Origin of the sequence: Methylibium sp. (assembly GCF_965279545.1) — a bacterium.
Classification (GTDB): Bacteria; Pseudomonadota; Gammaproteobacteria; order Burkholderiales; family Burkholderiaceae_C; genus Methylibium.
In genome coordinates this window covers 4,042,571-4,059,044 of record NZ_OZ257250.1, presented here as the reverse complement: position 1 = coordinate 4,059,044, position 16,474 = coordinate 4,042,571, and the positions used below count along the sequence as shown (strand labels likewise).

Sequence of the window (16,474 nt, the reverse complement as noted above, 5' to 3'; positions counted from 1 at the left end):
CGCGGGTAGAAAAGCCTGCGATTGTAGCAGCAGCGAACAAAGCCGCAACTGCCAGGGCCCGCAGCGAGCCCGCTCAGATCACTGCAGCTTGATCTCGACGTCCACGCCCGCCGGCAAGTCGAGCTTCATCAGCGCGTCCACGGTCTTGTCGGTGGGATCGATGATGTCCATCAGGCGCTGGTGCGTGCGGATCTCGAACTGGTCGCGCGAGCTCTTGTTGACGTGCGGCGAGCGCAGGATGTCGAAGCGCTGCATGCGGGTCGGCAGCGGCACGGGACCCTTGACGATGGCGCCGGTGCGCTTGGCGGTGTCGACGATCTCCAGGGCCGACTGGTCGATCAGCTTGTAATCGAACGCCTTCAGGCGGATGCGGATCTTTTGCTTTTGCATGACGGTTCCTTCAAAGAGCGGTACAGCGGCGGCAACGCCTGCTGCGGGGTTTCGAACGCGGGGCGGCGGGTAGCGGGCGCGCCACCCCACCGTCATGCATCACTCGAGAATTTTCGCGACGACGCCTGCGCCGACGGTGCGACCGCCCTCACGGATGGCGAAGCGCAGGCCTTCTTCCATGGCGATCGGGTTGATCAGCTTGACGGTGATGCTGACGTTGTCGCCCGGCATCACCATCTCCTTGTCCTTGGGCAACTCCACCGCGCCGGTCACGTCCGTCGTGCGGAAGTAGAACTGCGGGCGGTAGTTGTTGAAGAACGGCGTGTGGCGCCCGCCCTCTTCCTTGCTCAGCACGTAGATTTCGGCCGTGAAGTGGGTGTGCGGCTTGACCGACCCGGGCTTGCACAGCACCTGGCCGCGCTGCACGTCTTCGCGCTTGGTGCCGCGCAGCAAAATGCCCACGTTGTCGCCCGCCTGGCCCTGGTCGAGCAGCTTGCGGAACATCTCCACGCCGGTGCAGGTGGTCTTCTGGGTGGCGCTGATGCCGACGATTTCGATTTCTTCGCCAACTTTGACGATGCCGCGCTCGACGCGCCCGGTCACGACGGTGCCGCGCCCGGAGATGCTGAACACGTCTTCGACGGGCATCAGGAAGGCGCCGTCAACGGCTCGCTCGGGCGTGGGGATGTAGCTGTCCAGCGCGTCAGCGAGCTTGAGGATGGCCTGCTCGCCGAGTTCGCCCTTGTCGCCTTCCATGGCGAGCTTGGCCGACCCGTGGATGATGGGGGTGGTGTCGCCGGGGAAGTCGTACTTGTCGAGCAGCTCACGCACTTCCATCTCCACCAGCTCGAGGAGCTCGGCGTCGTCCACCATGTCGCACTTGTTCAGGAAGACGATGATGTAGGGTACGCCGACCTGGCGCGCCAGCAGGATGTGCTCGCGCGTTTGCGGCATCGGGCCGTCGGCCGCCGAGCACACCAGGATGGCGCCGTCCATCTGGGCGGCTCCGGTGATCATGTTCTTGACGTAGTCGGCGTGCCCGGGGCAGTCAACGTGCGCGTAGTGCCGGTTCTTGGTCTCGTATTCGACGTGCGCGGTGTTGATGGTGATGCCGCGCGCCTTCTCCTCCGGCGCCGCGTCGATCTGGTCGTACGCCTTCGCCTCCCCACCGAACAGCTTGCTCAGCACGGTCGTGATCGCCGCCGTCAGCGTCGTCTTCCCGTGGTCCACGTGACCAATCGTCCCAACGTTCACGTGCGGCTTGGTCCGCTCAAATTTGCTTTTCGCCATTTCAATATCTCCGGATAAAGAGCAGTGCCAGTGCTCGGTTTAAGGTCTCCGGCAGGGAGCGGATTCGCTCGCCACTGGCAGCGGGCGGCGCCCCGCCGAAGACCGGCTGGTGCTTGGTGCTTGCTTACTTGGCGCGCGACGTGATGATCGCGTCGGCGACGTTCTTCGGCGCTTCGCTGTAGTGCTTGAACTCCATCGTGTACGTGGCGCGGCCCTGCGACATCGAACGCAGCGTGGTCGAGTAGCCGAACATCTCCGACAGCGGCACCTCGGCCTTGATGACCTTGCCGCCGCCGGGCATGTCGTCCATGCCCTGGACCATGCCGCGACGCGATGACAGATCGCCCATCACGTTGCCGGCGTAGTCCTCGGGCGTTTCGACTTCCACCGCCATCATCGGCTCGAGGATGACCGGCGAAGCCTTGCGGCAGCCGTCCTTGAAGCCCAGCGAGGCAGCCATCTTGAAGGCGTTCTCGTTCGAGTCGACCTCGTGGTACGAGCCGAAGGTCAGCGTGACCTTCACGTCGACCACCGGAAAGCCCGCCAGTACGCCAGCGGGCAAGGAGTCTTCCACGCCCTTCTTGACCGCCGGGATGAACTCGCGCGGCACCACGCCGCCCTTGATCGCGTCGACGAACTCGAAGCCCTTGCCCGGCTCCTGCGGCTCGATCTTCAGCACGACGTGGCCGTACTGGCCCTTGCCGCCCGACTGGCGCACGAACTTGCCTTCGACGTCCGACACGGCCTTGCGGATGGTTTCGCGGTAGGCCACCTGCGGCTTGCCGACGTTGGCTTCCACGCCGAACTCGCGCTTCATGCGGTCGACGATGATTTCCAGGTGCAGTTCGCCCATGCCGGAGATGATGGTCTGGCCCGATTCTTCATCGGTCTTGACGCGGAACGACGGATCCTCCTGAGCCAGACGGCCCAGCGCGATACCCATCTTCTCCTGGTCGGCCTTGGTCTTGGGCTCGACAGCCTGCGAGATCACCGGCTCCGGGAAAATCATCTTCTCGAGCGTGATGATCGCGGTCGGGTCGCACAGGGTTTCGCCCGTGGTCACCTCCTTCAGACCCACGCAGGCGGCGATGTCGCCGGCCAGGATTTCCTTGATCTCCTCACGCTGGTTGGCGTGCATCTGCAGGATCCGGCCGATGCGCTCCTTCTTGCCACGGATCGGGTTGTAGACCGAGTCGCCCGACTTCAGCACACCCGAGTACACGCGCACGAAGGTCAGCTGACCGACATAGGGGTCGGTCATCAGCTTGAAGGCGAGCGCGGCGAACTTCTCGTCGTCGGCAGCGCGACGCACCACTTCCTTGTCGTCATCGTCATGGCCCGGCACCGGCGGAATGTCGATCGGCGAAGGCATGAAGTCGATCACGCCGTCGAGCATGCGCTGCACACCCTTGTTCTTGAACGCCGTGCCGCAGAACATCGGCTGGATCTCGGCGGCGATCGTGCGCGTGCGGATGCCGAACTTGATCTCCGCTTCGGACAGTTCGCCCGACTCGAGGTACTTGTTCATCAGTTCTTCGCTGGCCTCGGCCGCGGCCTCGACCATGTTCTCGCGCCACTTCTGGGCCTCGGCCTGCAGCGCCGCGGGAATCTCCTCGTAGCTGAACTTCATGCCTTGCGAAGCCTCGTCCCAGATGATCGCCTTCATCTTGATGAGGTCGATCACGCCGGTGAAGTTTTCTTCGGCGCCGATCGGCAGCACGATGGGCACCGGGTTCGCCTTCAGGCGCACCTTCATCTGGTCATAGACCTTGAAGAAGTTCGCACCGGTGCGGTCCATCTTGTTGACGAACGCGAGGCGCGGCACCTTGTACTTGTTGGCCTGGCGCCAGACGGTCTCCGACTGCGGCTGCACGCCGCCCACGGCGCAGTACACCATGCAGGCGCCATCGAGCACGCGCATCGAGCGCTCCACTTCGATCGTGAAGTCGACGTGCCCCGGGGTGTCGATGATGTTGATACGGTGCTCCGGGAAGGACAACTCCATGCCCTTCCAGAAACAGGTGGTCGCGGCCGACGTGATCGTGATGCCGCGCTCCTGCTCCTGCTCCATCCAATCCATGGTCGCAGCACCATCGTGCACCTCACCGATCTTGTGATTCACACCGGTGTAGAACAGGATGCGCTCGGTGGTGGTGGTCTTGCCGGCATCGATGTGCGCGGAGATACCGATGTTGCGGTAGCGCTCGATGGGGGTCTTGCGGGCCATGGTGTGACTCCAAATACAGGGGCCGCTCGCGGGTTCGTGGAAACCCGAAGAGCGGCCGGGGCCAAAAAGGAATGCTTAGAAGCGGAAGTGCGAGAACGCCTTGTTGGCCTCTGCCATGCGATGCACTTCGTCACGCTTCTTCATCGCGCCGCCGCGGCCCTCCGAAGCCTCGAGCAGCTCGTTGGCGAGGCGCAGGGCCATCGACTTCTCGCTGCGCTTGCGAGCCGACTCCTTGAGCCAGCGCATCGCCAGCGCCATGCGGCGCACGGGGCGAACTTCCACGGGAACTTGGTAGTTCGCACCGCCGACGCGGCGGGACTTCACTTCGACCATCGGCTTCACGTTGTTCAGCGCGGTGATGAACACCTCGAGCGGATCACGGCTGGCCTTCTTCTCGACCGTCTCCAGCGCGCCGTAAATGATGCGCTCGGCCACGGCCTTCTTACCGGACTCCATGATCACGTTCATGAACTTCGAGAGATCGACATTGCCGTACTTGGGATCGGGCAGGATCTCGCGCTTGGGTACTTCGCGACGACGGGGCATTTCTCTTCCTTCTGTGCTTCAGTCGGCCCGGGCCGAGGCCCTGACCACAGACACCCCACGGGCATCCACTTACTCGGCGGCGCATGCCATGTGCTGCGCTTGCCGCTGATGATGCACACCTTGTGTGCACCGCTGGTGACGCGCCGGCAAACCGGGCGCCGCTTTGGCCTCTCAGGCCTTCTTCGGGCGCTTCGCGCCGTACTTGGAACGCGACTGCTTGCGGTCTTTCACGCCCTGCAGGTCGAGCGAACCGCGCACGATGTGGTAGCGCACACCCGGCAAGTCCTTGACCCGGCCGCCGCGCACCAGCACCACGCTGTGCTCCTGCAGATTGTGGCCTTCACCGCCGATGTACGAGATGACCTCGAAACCGTTGGTCAGGCGCACCTTGGCCACCTTGCGAAGCGCCGAGTTCGGCTTCTTCGGCGTGGTGGTGTAGACGCGGGTGCAGACGCCCCGACGCTGCGGGCCGCCCTGCATCGCAGGCGACTTCGACTTCGTGACCTCGGTCTGGCGACCGTGGCGCACGAGCTGGTTGATGGTTGGCATGGGTAACTTGTTCCCGTTTGAAGTTACTGGTTCAGGTCTTCCGGGGTCATGCGCGACGCCTCCAGACGAACCAACCCGGGATGCACGCCTGACGCCTCGAGCGAGGACTGTTCAGGAAGTGCGACGCAGGTCGCCCAGCAAAGAGCGCAGCAGAATCTGCCGAAAAGCCTGACAGTATATTCGTGTCGGCCACCTCCCGCAAGCCGGGGCCGGGTGCGCCTGCGCCCTTGCCACGACACCCACCCCCGTTCATGACACCTGTCCCCCATGGCAACCCTGCCAGCGCCGTCATCGACACCAACGCCATCCTCGACTGGCTGGTCTTTCGCGAGTCGACCGCCATTTTCGGCCGGGCGATCGAGACCGGCGCCCTGCGCTGGATGGCCACCCCGCCCATGCTGCTCGAATGCCAGCGGCTGTTCGCCAGCAGCAGCCTGGCGCACTGGAGGCCGGATGCCGCTCGGCTAGAGGCCGCCTGGACGCGCTGGGCCCATGTCGAGACCAGCGCCATTCCCTGCGGCCCGCTGCGCTGCACCGACACCGACGATCAGATGTTCATCGACCTTGCGCTGGCACGCCGCACGCCCTGGCTGCTCACGCGTGACCGGGCGCTGCTGAAGCTCGCGAAACGGGCGGAGCGGCTGGGCGTGCGGATACGCACGCCCAGCGCATGGGCCCGCGAAGCGCAGACGATCCCGGCAGATACCCACCCCGGCTGAGGCAAGGCACGGCCGGCAGGGCATGGAGCGCCCAGAAAAAAGGGCGGCCGAAGGCCGCCCCTGAGCAAACAGCCGCCGCGCTTACTGCGGGGGCAGTTCCTCACCGGCCACTTCGGCACCCGACGGGGCCAGCGAAGCCAGTTCCTCGGCCTCCTGCAAGGCGATCGAGCGGCGCTCGGCGTCGTCCATCTCCTCCTTGGCCTTGCGCGCCCGGTGGAAAGCCAGACCGGTACCGGCCGGGATCAGGCGGCCCACGATGACGTTCTCCTTCAGACCGCGGAGTTCGTCGCGCTTGCCCATGATCGCCGCCTCGGTCAGCACGCGCGTGGTTTCCTGGAACGACGCCGCCGAGATGAACGAATCGGTCGACAGCGAGGCCTTGGTGATGCCCAGCAACACGTCGGCATGCGTGGCGATCATCTTGCCTTCGGCACGCATGCGGTCGTTGGTGTCCAGCATCGACGCACGCTCGACCTGCTCGCCGAGGATGTAGTGCGTGTCGCCCGGGTTGACGATCTGCACGCGGCGCAGCATCTGGCGAACGATCACCTCGATGTGCTTGTCGTTGATCTTCACCCCCTGCAGGCGGTACACGTCCTGCACCTCGTCGACGATGTAACGCGCCAGCTCCTCGATCCCCAGCAAGCGCAGGATGTCCTGCGGGTCCGCCGGACCGTCGACGATCGACTCGCCCTTGTTGACCACCTGGCCTTCGTGGACCACGATGTTCTTTTCCTTGGGCACCAGCTCTTCGTAGACCTTGCCTTCGGGGTCGGTGATCTGCAGACGCACCTTGCCCTTGGTTTCCTTGCCGAACGACACGGTGCCGGTCATCTCGGCGAGCGCACCCTTGTCCTTGGGCGTGCGGGCCTCGAACAGCTCGGCCACCCGCGGCAGACCCCCGGTGATGTCGCGCGTCTTCTGGCCTTCCACCGGAATGCGCGCCAGCACTTCGCCCGGAGCGAGGTCCTGACCGTCGCGGATCTGCACCAGCGAGCCGATCGGGAAGCCGATCGTCACCGAGTGATCGGTGCCGGGGATCTTCACCTCGTTGCCGGCGGCGTCCAGCAGCTTGACCTGCGGGCGCACCACCTTCGCCGCGCCGCGGCGCTTCGGGTCGATCACCACCAGCGTCGACAGGCCGGTCACTTCGTCCACCTGCTTGGCGACGGTGACGCCCTCCTCGACGTTCTCGAACCTCGCCTTGCCGGCGAACTCGGTGATGATCGGACGGGTCAGCGGGTCCCAGTTGGCCAGCACGGTGCCGGCCTTGACCTGCTGGTCGGCCTTGATGTTGAGCGTCGCGCCGTAGGGCAGCTTGTGTCGCTCGCGCTCGCGGCCATGCTGATCGGAGATGATGATTTCGCCGGAGCGCGAGATCACCACCAGCTCCCCCTTGCCGTTGGTCACGTAGCGCATCGTCGCGTTGAAGCCGATGTGGCCATCGGACTTCGCTTCGACGCTGGACGCCACCGCCGCCCGCGAAGCCGCACCACCGATGTGGAAGGTGCGCATCGTCAGCTGCGTGCCGGGCTCACCGATCGACTGTGCGGCGATCACGCCGACCGCTTCGCCGGAGTTCACCAGACCGCCACGGCCCAGGTCGCGGCCATAGCACTTGGCGCACAGGCCGAAGCGCGTGTGGCAGGTCAGCGGCGTGCGGACCTTCACCTCGTCGACAGCGGCCGCCTCGACGATGTCGAGCGTGTCCTCGTCGAGCATCAGGCCGGCCGGCACCACCACCTGCTGGCTCTCGGGGTGCAGCACGTCGATGGCCGTCACACGTCCGAGAATGCGGTCGCGCAGCGACTCGATGACCTCGCCGCCTTCGACCAGCGCGCGCATCGCGATGCCGGCGTCGGTACCGCAATCGTCTTCGATGACCACCAGATCCTGGGTCACGTCGACGAGCCGGCGCGTCAGGTAGCCGGAGTTCGCGGTCTTCAGCGCCGTGTCCGCCAGACCCTTGCGGGCGCCGTGGGTCGAGATGAAGTACTGCAGCACGTTCAGGCCTTCACGGAAGTTCGCCGTGATGGGCGTCTCGATGATCGAGCCGTCCGGCTTGGCCATCAGGCCGCGCATGCCGGCGAGCTGGCGGATCTGCGCGGCGGAACCGCGCGCACCCGAGTCGGCCATCATGTAGATGGAGTTGAACGACTCCTGGTCGACTTCCTTGCCATGGCGGTCGATGACCTTCTGCTTGGCCAGCTGGCTCATCATGACCTTGCCGACTTCGTCGCCGGTCTTGCCCCAGATGTCGACCACCTTGTTGTAGCGCTCGCCGGCCGTCACGAGACCCGAGACGTACTGCTGCTCGATCTCCTTGACTTCCTTCTCGGCGCGCTCGATCAGGCCCGGCTTCTCCTTCGGCACCAGCATGTCGTCGATCGAGATCGAGATGCCGGCGCGCGTGGCCAGACGGAAGCCGCTCTGCAGCAGCTTGTCGGCCAGGACCACCGTTTCCTTCAGGCCGCACTTGCGGAACGAGGTGTTGATCAGGCGCGAGATCTCCTTCTTCTTCAGCGCCTTGTTGATGTTCGAGAACGGCAGCCCCTTGGGCAGGATCTCGGACAGCAGCGCGCGGCCGACCGTCGTGTCCACGAGTTGGGTCGAGGCCGTGAACTCGCCCGTTTCCTTGTCCTTGGTCCACTCGGTCAGGCGCACGGCGATCTTGGCGGTGATCTCCACCTGGGCGTTGTCGAGCGCACGCTGCACCTCGACCACGTCGGAGAAGATCAGGCCCTCGCCCTTGGCATTGATGCGGTCGCGGGTCGCGTAGTACAGACCCAGCACCACGTCCTGCGAGGGCACGATCGACGGCTCGCCGTTGGCCGGGAACAGCACGTTGTTGGAGGCCAGCATCAGCGTGCGGGCTTCCATCTGCGCCTCGATCGACAGCGGCACGTGGACGGCCATCTGGTCACCGTCGAAGTCGGCGTTGAACGCCGCGCAGACGAGCGGATGCAGCTGGATCGCCTTGCCTTCGATCAGCACCGGCTCGAAGGCCTGGATGCCCAGGCGGTGCAGCGTCGGTGCACGATTCAGCATCACCGGGTGTTCCTTGATGACCTCTTCAAGGATGTCCCAGACCACCGGCGTGCCCGATTCCACTTCCTTCTTCGCCGCCTTGATGGTGGTGGCGATGCCCATCGCTTCGAGGCGCGAGAAGATGAAGGGCTTGAACAGCTCGAGCGCCATCAGCTTGGGCAGGCCGCACTGGTGCAGCTTGAGCGTCGGGCCGACCACGATGACCGAACGGCCCGAGTAGTCGACGCGCTTGCCCAGCAGGTTCTGGCGGAAGCGGCCGCTCTTGCCCTTGATCATGTCGGCCAGCGACTTCAGCGCGCGCTTGTTGGCGCCCGTCATGGCCTTGCCACGGCGGCCGTTGTCCAGCAGCGAGTCCACCGCTTCCTGCAGCATGCGCTTTTCGTTGCGCACGATGATTTCCGGCGCCTTCAACTCCAGCAGCCGCGCAAGGCGGTTGTTGCGGTTGATGACACGGCGGTACAGGTCGTTCAGGTCGGAGGTGGCGAAGCGCCCGCCGTCCAGGGGAACGAGCGGACGCAGGTCCGGCGGCAGCACCGGCAGCACGTTCATCACCATCCACTGCGGCTTGATGCCCGACTTCTTGAAGGCCTCCATGACCTTCAGGCGACGCGAGTTCTTCTTGACCTTCAGTTCGGAGCCGGTCATGTCGCCGCGCAGGCGCTCGATCTCGACATCGAGATCGATCTCGGCCAGCAGCTTCTGGATGCCCTCGGCGCCCATCAGCGCGACGAACTCGTCGCCGTGCTGCTGCTTCTTCGCGTCGTAGTCGTCCTCGGTCATGATCGAGAACTTCTTGAGTTCCGTCATGCCCGGGTCGACCACCACGTAGGCTTCGAAGTACAGCACGCGCTCGATGTCGCGCAGCGTCATGTCGAGCACCAGACCCAGACGGCTCGGCAGGCTCTTCAGGAACCAGATGTGCGCGCACGGCGCCGCCAGGTCGATGTGACCCATGCGGTCGCGGCGCACCTTGGTCTGCGTCACTTCGACGCCGCACTTCTCGCAAATCACGCCGCGGTGCTTCAGGCGCTTGTACTTCCCGCACAGGCACTCGTAGTCCTTGATCGGGCCGAAGATCTTGGCGCAGAACAGGCCGTCGCGTTCCGGCTTGAAGGTCCGGTAGTTGATGGTTTCTGGCTTCTTCACCTCACCGAACGACCAGCTGCGGATCTTCTCCGGCGAAGCCAGGCCGATCTTGATGGCATCGAAATGCTCATCAGGGGTGAACTGCTTGAAAAGGTCGAGTAGTCCCTTCATGCATCTTCTCCTTTAGTTGCGCTCGAGCTCGATGTCGATCCCGAGCGAACGAATTTCCTTCACCAGCACGTTGAACGATTCCGGCATGCCGGCCTCGATCGCGTGCTCGCCCTTGACGATGCTTTCGTACACCTTGGTGCGGCCGTTCACGTCATCCGACTTCACGGTCAGCATTTCCTGCAGCACGTAGCTCGCGCCATAGGCTTCCAGGGCCCAGACTTCCATCTCACCGAAGCGCTGGCCACCGAACTGCGCCTTGCCGCCCAGCGGCTGCTGGGTAACGAGCGAGTACGGTCCCGTGGAGCGGGCGTGCATCTTGTCGTCGACCAGGTGGTGCAGCTTGAGCACGTGCATGTAGCCTACGGTCACCGGGCGCTCGAAGGCGTCTCCGGTGCGTCCGTCGTGCAGCGTCGCCTGCGTGCGGGTCGCGTTCAAGCCCTTCACCGCGGCGATCTCCGGCGGATAGGCCAGGTGCATCATGGCGCGGATCTCTTCCTCGGCGGCGCCGTCGAACACCGGCGTCGCGAACGGCACGCCCTGTGCGAGATTGGTCGCCATCTCGGTGATCTCGGCATCGCTGAGTGCGCTCAGGCTCTCGGTCTTGCCGCCCGACTTGTTGTACAACTCATCGAGGAACTTGCGCACTTCGGCGATCTTCGCCTCGTGCTGCAGCATGTCGCCGATGCGCTGACCGATGCCCTTGGCGGCCCAGCCGAGGTGAACCTCGAGCACCTGCCCGACGTTCATCCGCGAAGGCACGCCGAGCGGGTTCAGCACGATGTCGCAGGGGGTGCCGTCGGCCATGTAGGGCATGTCCTCGACCGGAACGATCTTGGAGACCACGCCCTTGTTGCCGTGGCGGCCGGCCATCTTGTCGCCCGGCTGCAGGCGGCGCTTGACGGCCAGGTAGACCTTGACCATCTTCAGCACGCCCGCCGGCAGCTCGTCGCCCTGCGTGAGCTTCTTGCGCTTCTCCTCGAAGGCGAGGTCGAAGCTGTGGCGCGTCTGCTCGAGCGAGTTCTTGATCGACTCGAGCTGGTTGGCGATGTCGTCGTCCGCCGGGCGGATGTCGAACCAGTGGTACTTGTCGACGCTGCCCAGGTAGGCCTTGTCGATCACGGTGCCCTTGAGGAGCTTGTTCGGGCCACCGTTCGCGGTCTTGCCGGCCAGCAGCTTCTCGATCCGGTCGAAGGCGTCGGCCTCGACGATGCGCAGCTGGTCGTTCAGGTCCAGGCGGAAGCGCTTGAGCTCGTCGTCGATGATCTGCTGGGCGCGCTTGTCGCGCTGGATGCCTTCGCGGGTGAACACCTGCACGTCGATCACGGTGCCGTTGGTGCCCTGGTCCACGCGCAGCGAGGTGTCCTTCACGTCGGAGGCCTTCTCGCCGAAGATCGCGCGCAGCAGCTTCTCTTCCGGCGTCAGCGTGGTCTCGCCCTTGGGCGTGACCTTGCCGACCAGCACGTCGCCCGGGTTCACCTCGGCACCGATGTAGACGATGCCCGACTCGTCGAGCCGGCCGAGCTGCTGCTCGGACAGGTTCGGGATGTCGCGGGTGATTTCCTCCGAGCCCAGCTTGGTGTCGCGCGCCATCACCACCAGTTCCTCGATGTGGATCGAGGTGTAGCGGTCCTCGGCGACCACGCGTTCGGAGATCAGGATCGAGTCTTCGAAGTTGTAGCCGTTCCAGGGCATGAACGCGACCAGCATGTTCTGGCCGAGCGCCAGTTCGCCGATGTCGGTCGATGCGCCGTCGGCGATCACGTCGCCGGCGCCCACCTGGTCACCGCGCTGGACGATGGGGCGCTGGTGGATGTTGGTGTTCTGGTTCGAGCGCTGGTACTTGATCAGGTTGTAGATGTCGACGCCGACCTCGCCCGCCACCGTTTCCGCGTCGTTGACGCGGATCACGATGCGGTTGGTGTCGATGTAGTCGACCACGCCGCCGCGCTTGGCGGTGACGACCGTGCCCGAGTCGACCGCCGAGACGCGCTCGACGCCGGTGCCGACGAAGGCCTTCTCGGGGCGCAGCACCGGCACCGCCTGGCGCTGCATGTTCGCGCCCATCAGCGCGCGGTTCGCATCGTCGTGCTCGAGGAAGGGCACCAGCGAGGCCGCGACCGACACGATCTGCGTCGGCGCCACATCCATGTACTGGATGCGCTCCGGCGAGGTCAGCACCGACTCGCCGCTCTCGCGGGCCGACACCAGCTCGTCGATCAGCTTGCCGTCCTTGTCGAGACCGGCGTTGGCCTGCGCGATGACGTACTTGCCTTCCTCGATGGCCGACAGGTAGTCGATCTGGTCGGTGACCTTGCTGTCGATCACACGGCGGTACGGCGTCTCGAGGAAGCCGTATTCGTTCAGCTGCGCGTACAGCGCCAGCGAGTTGATCAGGCCGATGTTCGGGCCTTCCGGCGTCTCGATCGGGCAGACGCGGCCGTAGTGGGTCGGGTGCACGTCGCGCACCTCGAAGCCGGCGCGCTCGCGGGTCAGGCCGCCCGGGCCCAGGGCCGAGACGCGCCGCTTGTGCGTGATCTCGGACAGCGGGTTGGTCTGGTCCATGAACTGCGACAGCTGGCTCGCCCCGAAGAACTCCTTCAGCGCCGCGGAGATCGGCTTGGAGTTGATCAGGTCGTGCGGCATCAGCGCCTCGGTCTCGGCCTGGCCCAGACGCTCCTTCACGGCCTTCTCGATGCGCGCCAGGCCCGAGCGGTACTGGTTCTCGGCCAGTTCGCCGACGCAGCGCACGCGGCGGTTGCCGAGGTGGTCGATGTCGTCGACCTCGCCGCGGCCGTTGCGCAGCTCGACCAGGATCTTGACCACGTCGAGGATGTCGTCGTTGGCCAGCACCATGCGGCCTTCGGCCGTGTCACGCCCGACACGGGCGTTGAACTTCATGCGGCCGACACGCGACAGGTCGTAGGTGTCCTCGCTGTAGAACAGGCGGTTGAACAGCGCCTGCACCGCGTCCTCGGTCGGCGGCTCGCCGGGGCGCATCATGCGGTAGATGGCCACGCGGGCGGCCAGCTCGTCGGCGGTCTCGTCGCTGGCCAGCGTCTGCGAGATGTACGCGCCCATGTCGAGCTCGTTCGTGTACAGGCACTGGATGTCCTTGATACCCGCGACGCGCAGCTTCTTCAGCAGCGCGTCGGTCAGCTCTTCATTGGCCTTGGCGATGATCTCGCCGGTGTCGGCGTCGACCATGTTCTTCGCCAGCACGCGGCCGACGAGAAAGTCTTCCGGCACGCTGATGAAGGTGGTGCCCGAGGCCTCCAGCGCGCGCGTGTGACGCGCCGTGATGCGCTTGTCTTTTTCGACGATCACGGCACCCGACTTGTCGGTGATGTCGAAGCGCGCCACTTCACCGCGCAGCCGGTCGGCCACGAACTCCATCTGCGCGCCCGAGTCCATCAGGCGGAAGTTGTCGAACACGAAGAAGTTCGCGAGGATCTGCTCCGGATTCAGGCCGATGGCCTTCAGCAGGATCGTCACCGGCATCTTGCGGCGGCGGTCGACGCGGAAGTACAGGATGTCCTTCGGGTCGAACTCGAAGTCCAGCCACGAGCCGCGGTAGGGAATGATGCGCGCGCTGAACAGCAGCTTGCCCGAGCTGTGGGTCTTGCCCTTGTCGTGCTCGAAGAACACGCCCGGCGAGCGGTGCAGCTGCGACACGATCACGCGCTCGGTGCCGTTGACGATGAAGGAGCCGTAGTCGGTCATCAGGGGCACTTCGCCCATGTAGACCTCCTGCTCCTTGATCTCCTTGACCACCTTCGACTGCGAGGTCGAGGTTTCGCGGTCATAGATGATCATCTGCAGCTTCGCGCGCACCGCGGCGGCGTAGGTCAGGCCGCGCTGCTGGCATTCCCGCGTGTCGAACGCGGGCTTGGCCATGTTGAACTCGATGTACTTCATCTCCACGAACCCGTTGTGCGAGACGATCGGGAAGGCGGAGAGGAAGGCGGCTTGCAAGCCCTCCGGTTTGCGCTTTTGGGGCGGCACGTCCTTCTGAAGGAAGGCGACGTAGGAATCCTTCTGCATCGTCAGCAGATAGGGCACGCCCAAGACGTTTTCGCGCTTTCCGAAACTCTTCCGGATGCGCTTGCGCTCGGTGTAGCTGTAGGGGGTTGCTTGCGCCATTGATCACTCCGTGTCGAATGAACACCGCCCGGCCTAGGCGATACTCTTTCGGCGACTGGCGACGCAGACCTTGCGTCTGCTGCTTGGTGGCTGGCCACTACCAGCCGCTGGCGGACAACCGGGGCATTGCACCCCAGCCCGACCAAACCGGTTCCCTGCAGTCGTTTCAGAGAACACTTGGAAACCCCCGCGAGAGGCTTTCAAGTGCTCACAGCCCAGCTGGAAAACCCTCGATTATCAACTCGAGAGCCTTTCAGCGATCCGCGAAGGGCTATCCGGCGGGATAACCCTGGAGCGCAAAAGGCTGGGAGCCGAATCGGCGCCCAGCCCCGCGCTGCGGACCGAATTACTTGATCTCGGCCTTGGCGCCAGCATCCACCAGCTTCTTCAGGGCAGCCTCGGCATCGGCCTTGGCAATGGCTTCCTTGACGGCCTTCGGAGCGCCGTCGACCAGATCCTTGGCTTCCTTCAGGCCCAGGCCCGTCAGTTCGCGCACGGCCTTGATGACCGACACCTTGTTGGCACCGGCCTCGAGCAACACCACGTTGAACTCGGTCTTCTCTTCCACCGCAGCGGCGGCAGCGCCGCCACCACCGGCGGCCGGAGCGGCCACGGCCGCGGCGGACACGCCGAACTTCTCTTCGATGGCCTTGACCAGGTCATTGAGTTCCAGCACGGAGATGGTGTCCAGTGCGGTCAGGAAAGCGTCTTTATCGAATGCCATTTTGGATTCCTCGAAACAGATAGGTTTGCGTTGATGCGATCGTCAGGCGGCCGGTGCGGCCTCGGCGGTCACCGTCGGTGCGGCGCCTTCGCCCTTCTTGTCGGCCACGGCCACCAGTGCCCGCGCAAAGCGCGAGATCGGCGACTGCAGCAGGCCGGCGAGCTGGGTCAGCAGCACCTCCCTGCTCGGCACCGCCGCCAGGGCCTTGACCCCGGCAGCATCCAGTGCCTTGCCATTCAGGGCACCGCCCTTGACGACCAGCTTTTCGTTGGTCTTGGCGAAGTCCGCGATGACTTTGGCTGCTGCCACGGCGTCTTCGGAGAAGCCGTAGATCAGCGGTCCGGCCATGCTCCCGGCGGCCACTTCGAACGGCGTGCCGGCGACGGCGCGGCGAGCGAGCGTGTTCTTCAGCACGTGAAGATAGACGCCCTTCTCGCGCGCCTGCTTGCGCAGCGCGTTCAAGTGTTCCACCGTGAGTCCGCGGTACTCGGCCAGCGCCAGCGTCTGTGCCTTGGCCACCTGGGCCGACACCTGCGCCACGACGGCTTCTTTCTCGTTGCGATTCAGACTCAAGGTCCACTCCTTTGCTTATGCACCGGCAGCCTTGCAGCCCCCGGCACCCACGTCAGCGACCTTCTGTCCAGGAACCCCGCCGATCACGAAGCGATTCGTCATCGGCGGCCTTGCCCGTTCAGCGGGATCGCCATCTGCGTTGGCTTCGTCACCGGCCTCACGACCGGCTCCTCAATTAGGCGGCTCGCACCGCACCAACGGTCTTTGACGGCCCGCGCCGGATCGCCCCGAGAGGTTCACCGACACGGCCCACCAATTCAGCCGAACCTCGCGTCAGACACTCGCGAGGCCCTTGTTCAATGTCAGCCCTGCGCGGAGGCGTTGATCGACGCCACATCGACGCGCACACCCACGCCCATGGTCGACGACACCGCCACCTTGCGCAGGTAGATGCCCTTGCTGGTCGCCGGCTTGGCCTTGTTCAGTGCCTCGATCAGCGCCTGCAGGTTGCCCTTGAGCTTGTCGCCGTCGAACGAGCGACGGCCCAGCGTCGTGTGGATGATGCCGGCCTTGTCGACACGGAACTGCACCTGACCGGCCTTGGCATTCTTCACCGCCGTGGCCACATCGGGTGTCACGGTGCCGACCTTCGGGTTCGGCATCAGGCCGCGCGGGCCGAGGATCTGCCCCAGCGTTCCGACGACGCGCATCGTGTCCGGCGAAGCGATCACGACGTCGAAGTTCATGACGCCGGCCTTGATCTGCTCGGCCAGGTCTTCCATGCCGACCAGATCGGCACCAGCGGCCTTGGCCTCTTCGGCCTTGGCGCCCTGGGCGAACACGGCCACGCGTTTGGTCTTGCCGGTGCCGTTGGGCAGCACGACGGCGCCACGCACGACCTGGTCTGACTTCTTCGCGTCGATGCCGAGTTGCACCGAGACATCGATCGATTCGTCGAACTTCGCAGTCGCGCAGTCACGCACGATCTTGAACGCGTCGTCGATCGGGTACAGCTTCAGGCTGTCGACCTTGGACTCGAAGGCCTTTTGGCGTTTGCTGAGCTTTGCCATG

At 64.9% G+C, this 16,474-nt stretch carries 11 protein-coding genes; 1 reads left to right on the top strand and 10 read right to left on the bottom strand.

Features of this window, described 5'->3' with window-relative positions:
- Positions 1–78: 78 nt before the first annotated feature.
- The 5 genes from rpsJ to rpsL form a co-directional block, all read right to left on the bottom strand.
- On the bottom strand, positions 79–390 hold the full coding sequence (rpsJ, locus tag ACQY9S_RS18995) for a small ribosomal subunit protein uS10 (RefSeq protein ID WP_428421862.1): 312 nt from the start codon (positions 388–390) through the stop codon (positions 79–81).
- 99 nt (positions 391–489) lie between these two features.
- Positions 490–1,680, bottom strand: coding sequence for an elongation factor Tu (gene tuf, locus ACQY9S_RS18990; RefSeq protein ID WP_428421841.1), 1,191 nt, complete (start codon positions 1,678–1,680; stop codon positions 490–492).
- Positions 1,681–1,804: 124 nt separating this feature from the next.
- Positions 1,805–3,907, bottom strand: coding sequence for an elongation factor G (fusA, locus tag ACQY9S_RS18985; protein WP_428421860.1), 2,103 nt, complete (start codon positions 3,905–3,907; stop codon positions 1,805–1,807).
- A gap of 75 nt (positions 3,908–3,982) precedes the next feature.
- Positions 3,983–4,453 carry a 30S ribosomal protein S7 gene (rpsG, locus tag ACQY9S_RS18980; protein WP_428421858.1) on the bottom strand — a complete coding sequence of 157 codons (471 nt, stop codon included), beginning with the start codon at positions 4,451–4,453 and terminating at the stop codon, positions 3,983–3,985.
- A 171-nt stretch (positions 4,454–4,624) separates the two neighbouring features.
- On the bottom strand, positions 4,625–5,002 hold the full coding sequence (rpsL, locus tag ACQY9S_RS18975; protein WP_011831022.1) for a 30S ribosomal protein S12: 378 nt from the start codon (positions 5,000–5,002) through the stop codon (positions 4,625–4,627).
- A 251-nt stretch (positions 5,003–5,253) separates the two neighbouring features.
- On the opposite strand from rpsL, the gene ACQY9S_RS18970 reads away from it, so the two are divergent.
- A complete protein-coding gene (locus ACQY9S_RS18970) occupies positions 5,254–5,721 on the top strand; it encodes a PIN domain-containing protein (protein WP_428421857.1) in 468 nt (155 codons plus the stop codon).
- An 81-nt stretch (positions 5,722–5,802) separates the two neighbouring features.
- Here ACQY9S_RS18970 and rpoC read toward each other — a convergent pair whose 3' ends face one another.
- The 5 genes from rpoC to rplA all read right to left on the bottom strand — a co-directional run bounded on the left by rpoC (position 5,803) and on the right by rplA (position 16,473).
- Positions 5,803–10,026, bottom strand: a complete 4,224-nt coding sequence (rpoC, locus tag ACQY9S_RS18965) for a DNA-directed RNA polymerase subunit beta' (protein WP_428421855.1) — start codon at positions 10,024–10,026, stop codon at positions 5,803–5,805.
- Positions 10,027–10,038: 12 nt separating this feature from the next.
- A complete protein-coding gene (rpoB, locus tag ACQY9S_RS18960) occupies positions 10,039–14,166 on the bottom strand; it encodes a DNA-directed RNA polymerase subunit beta (protein ID WP_428421853.1) in 4,128 nt (1,375 codons plus the stop codon).
- A gap of 346 nt (positions 14,167–14,512) precedes the next feature.
- The gene (gene rplL / locus ACQY9S_RS18955; protein WP_428421851.1) at positions 14,513–14,890 is read right to left on the bottom strand and encodes a 50S ribosomal protein L7/L12; all 378 of its coding nucleotides are present in this window, start codon (positions 14,888–14,890) and stop codon (positions 14,513–14,515) included.
- A 42-nt stretch (positions 14,891–14,932) separates the two neighbouring features.
- Positions 14,933–15,463: a 50S ribosomal protein L10 gene (gene rplJ, locus ACQY9S_RS18950; protein WP_428421849.1), complete on the bottom strand. Its 531-nt coding sequence runs from the start codon at positions 15,461–15,463 to the stop codon at positions 14,933–14,935.
- Between the two features lie 302 nt (positions 15,464–15,765).
- Complete coding sequence (rplA, locus tag ACQY9S_RS18945) at positions 15,766–16,473, bottom strand: 50S ribosomal protein L1 (protein ID WP_428421847.1); 708 nt, start codon at positions 16,471–16,473, stop codon at positions 15,766–15,768.
- Position 16,474 lies beyond the last annotated feature (1 nt).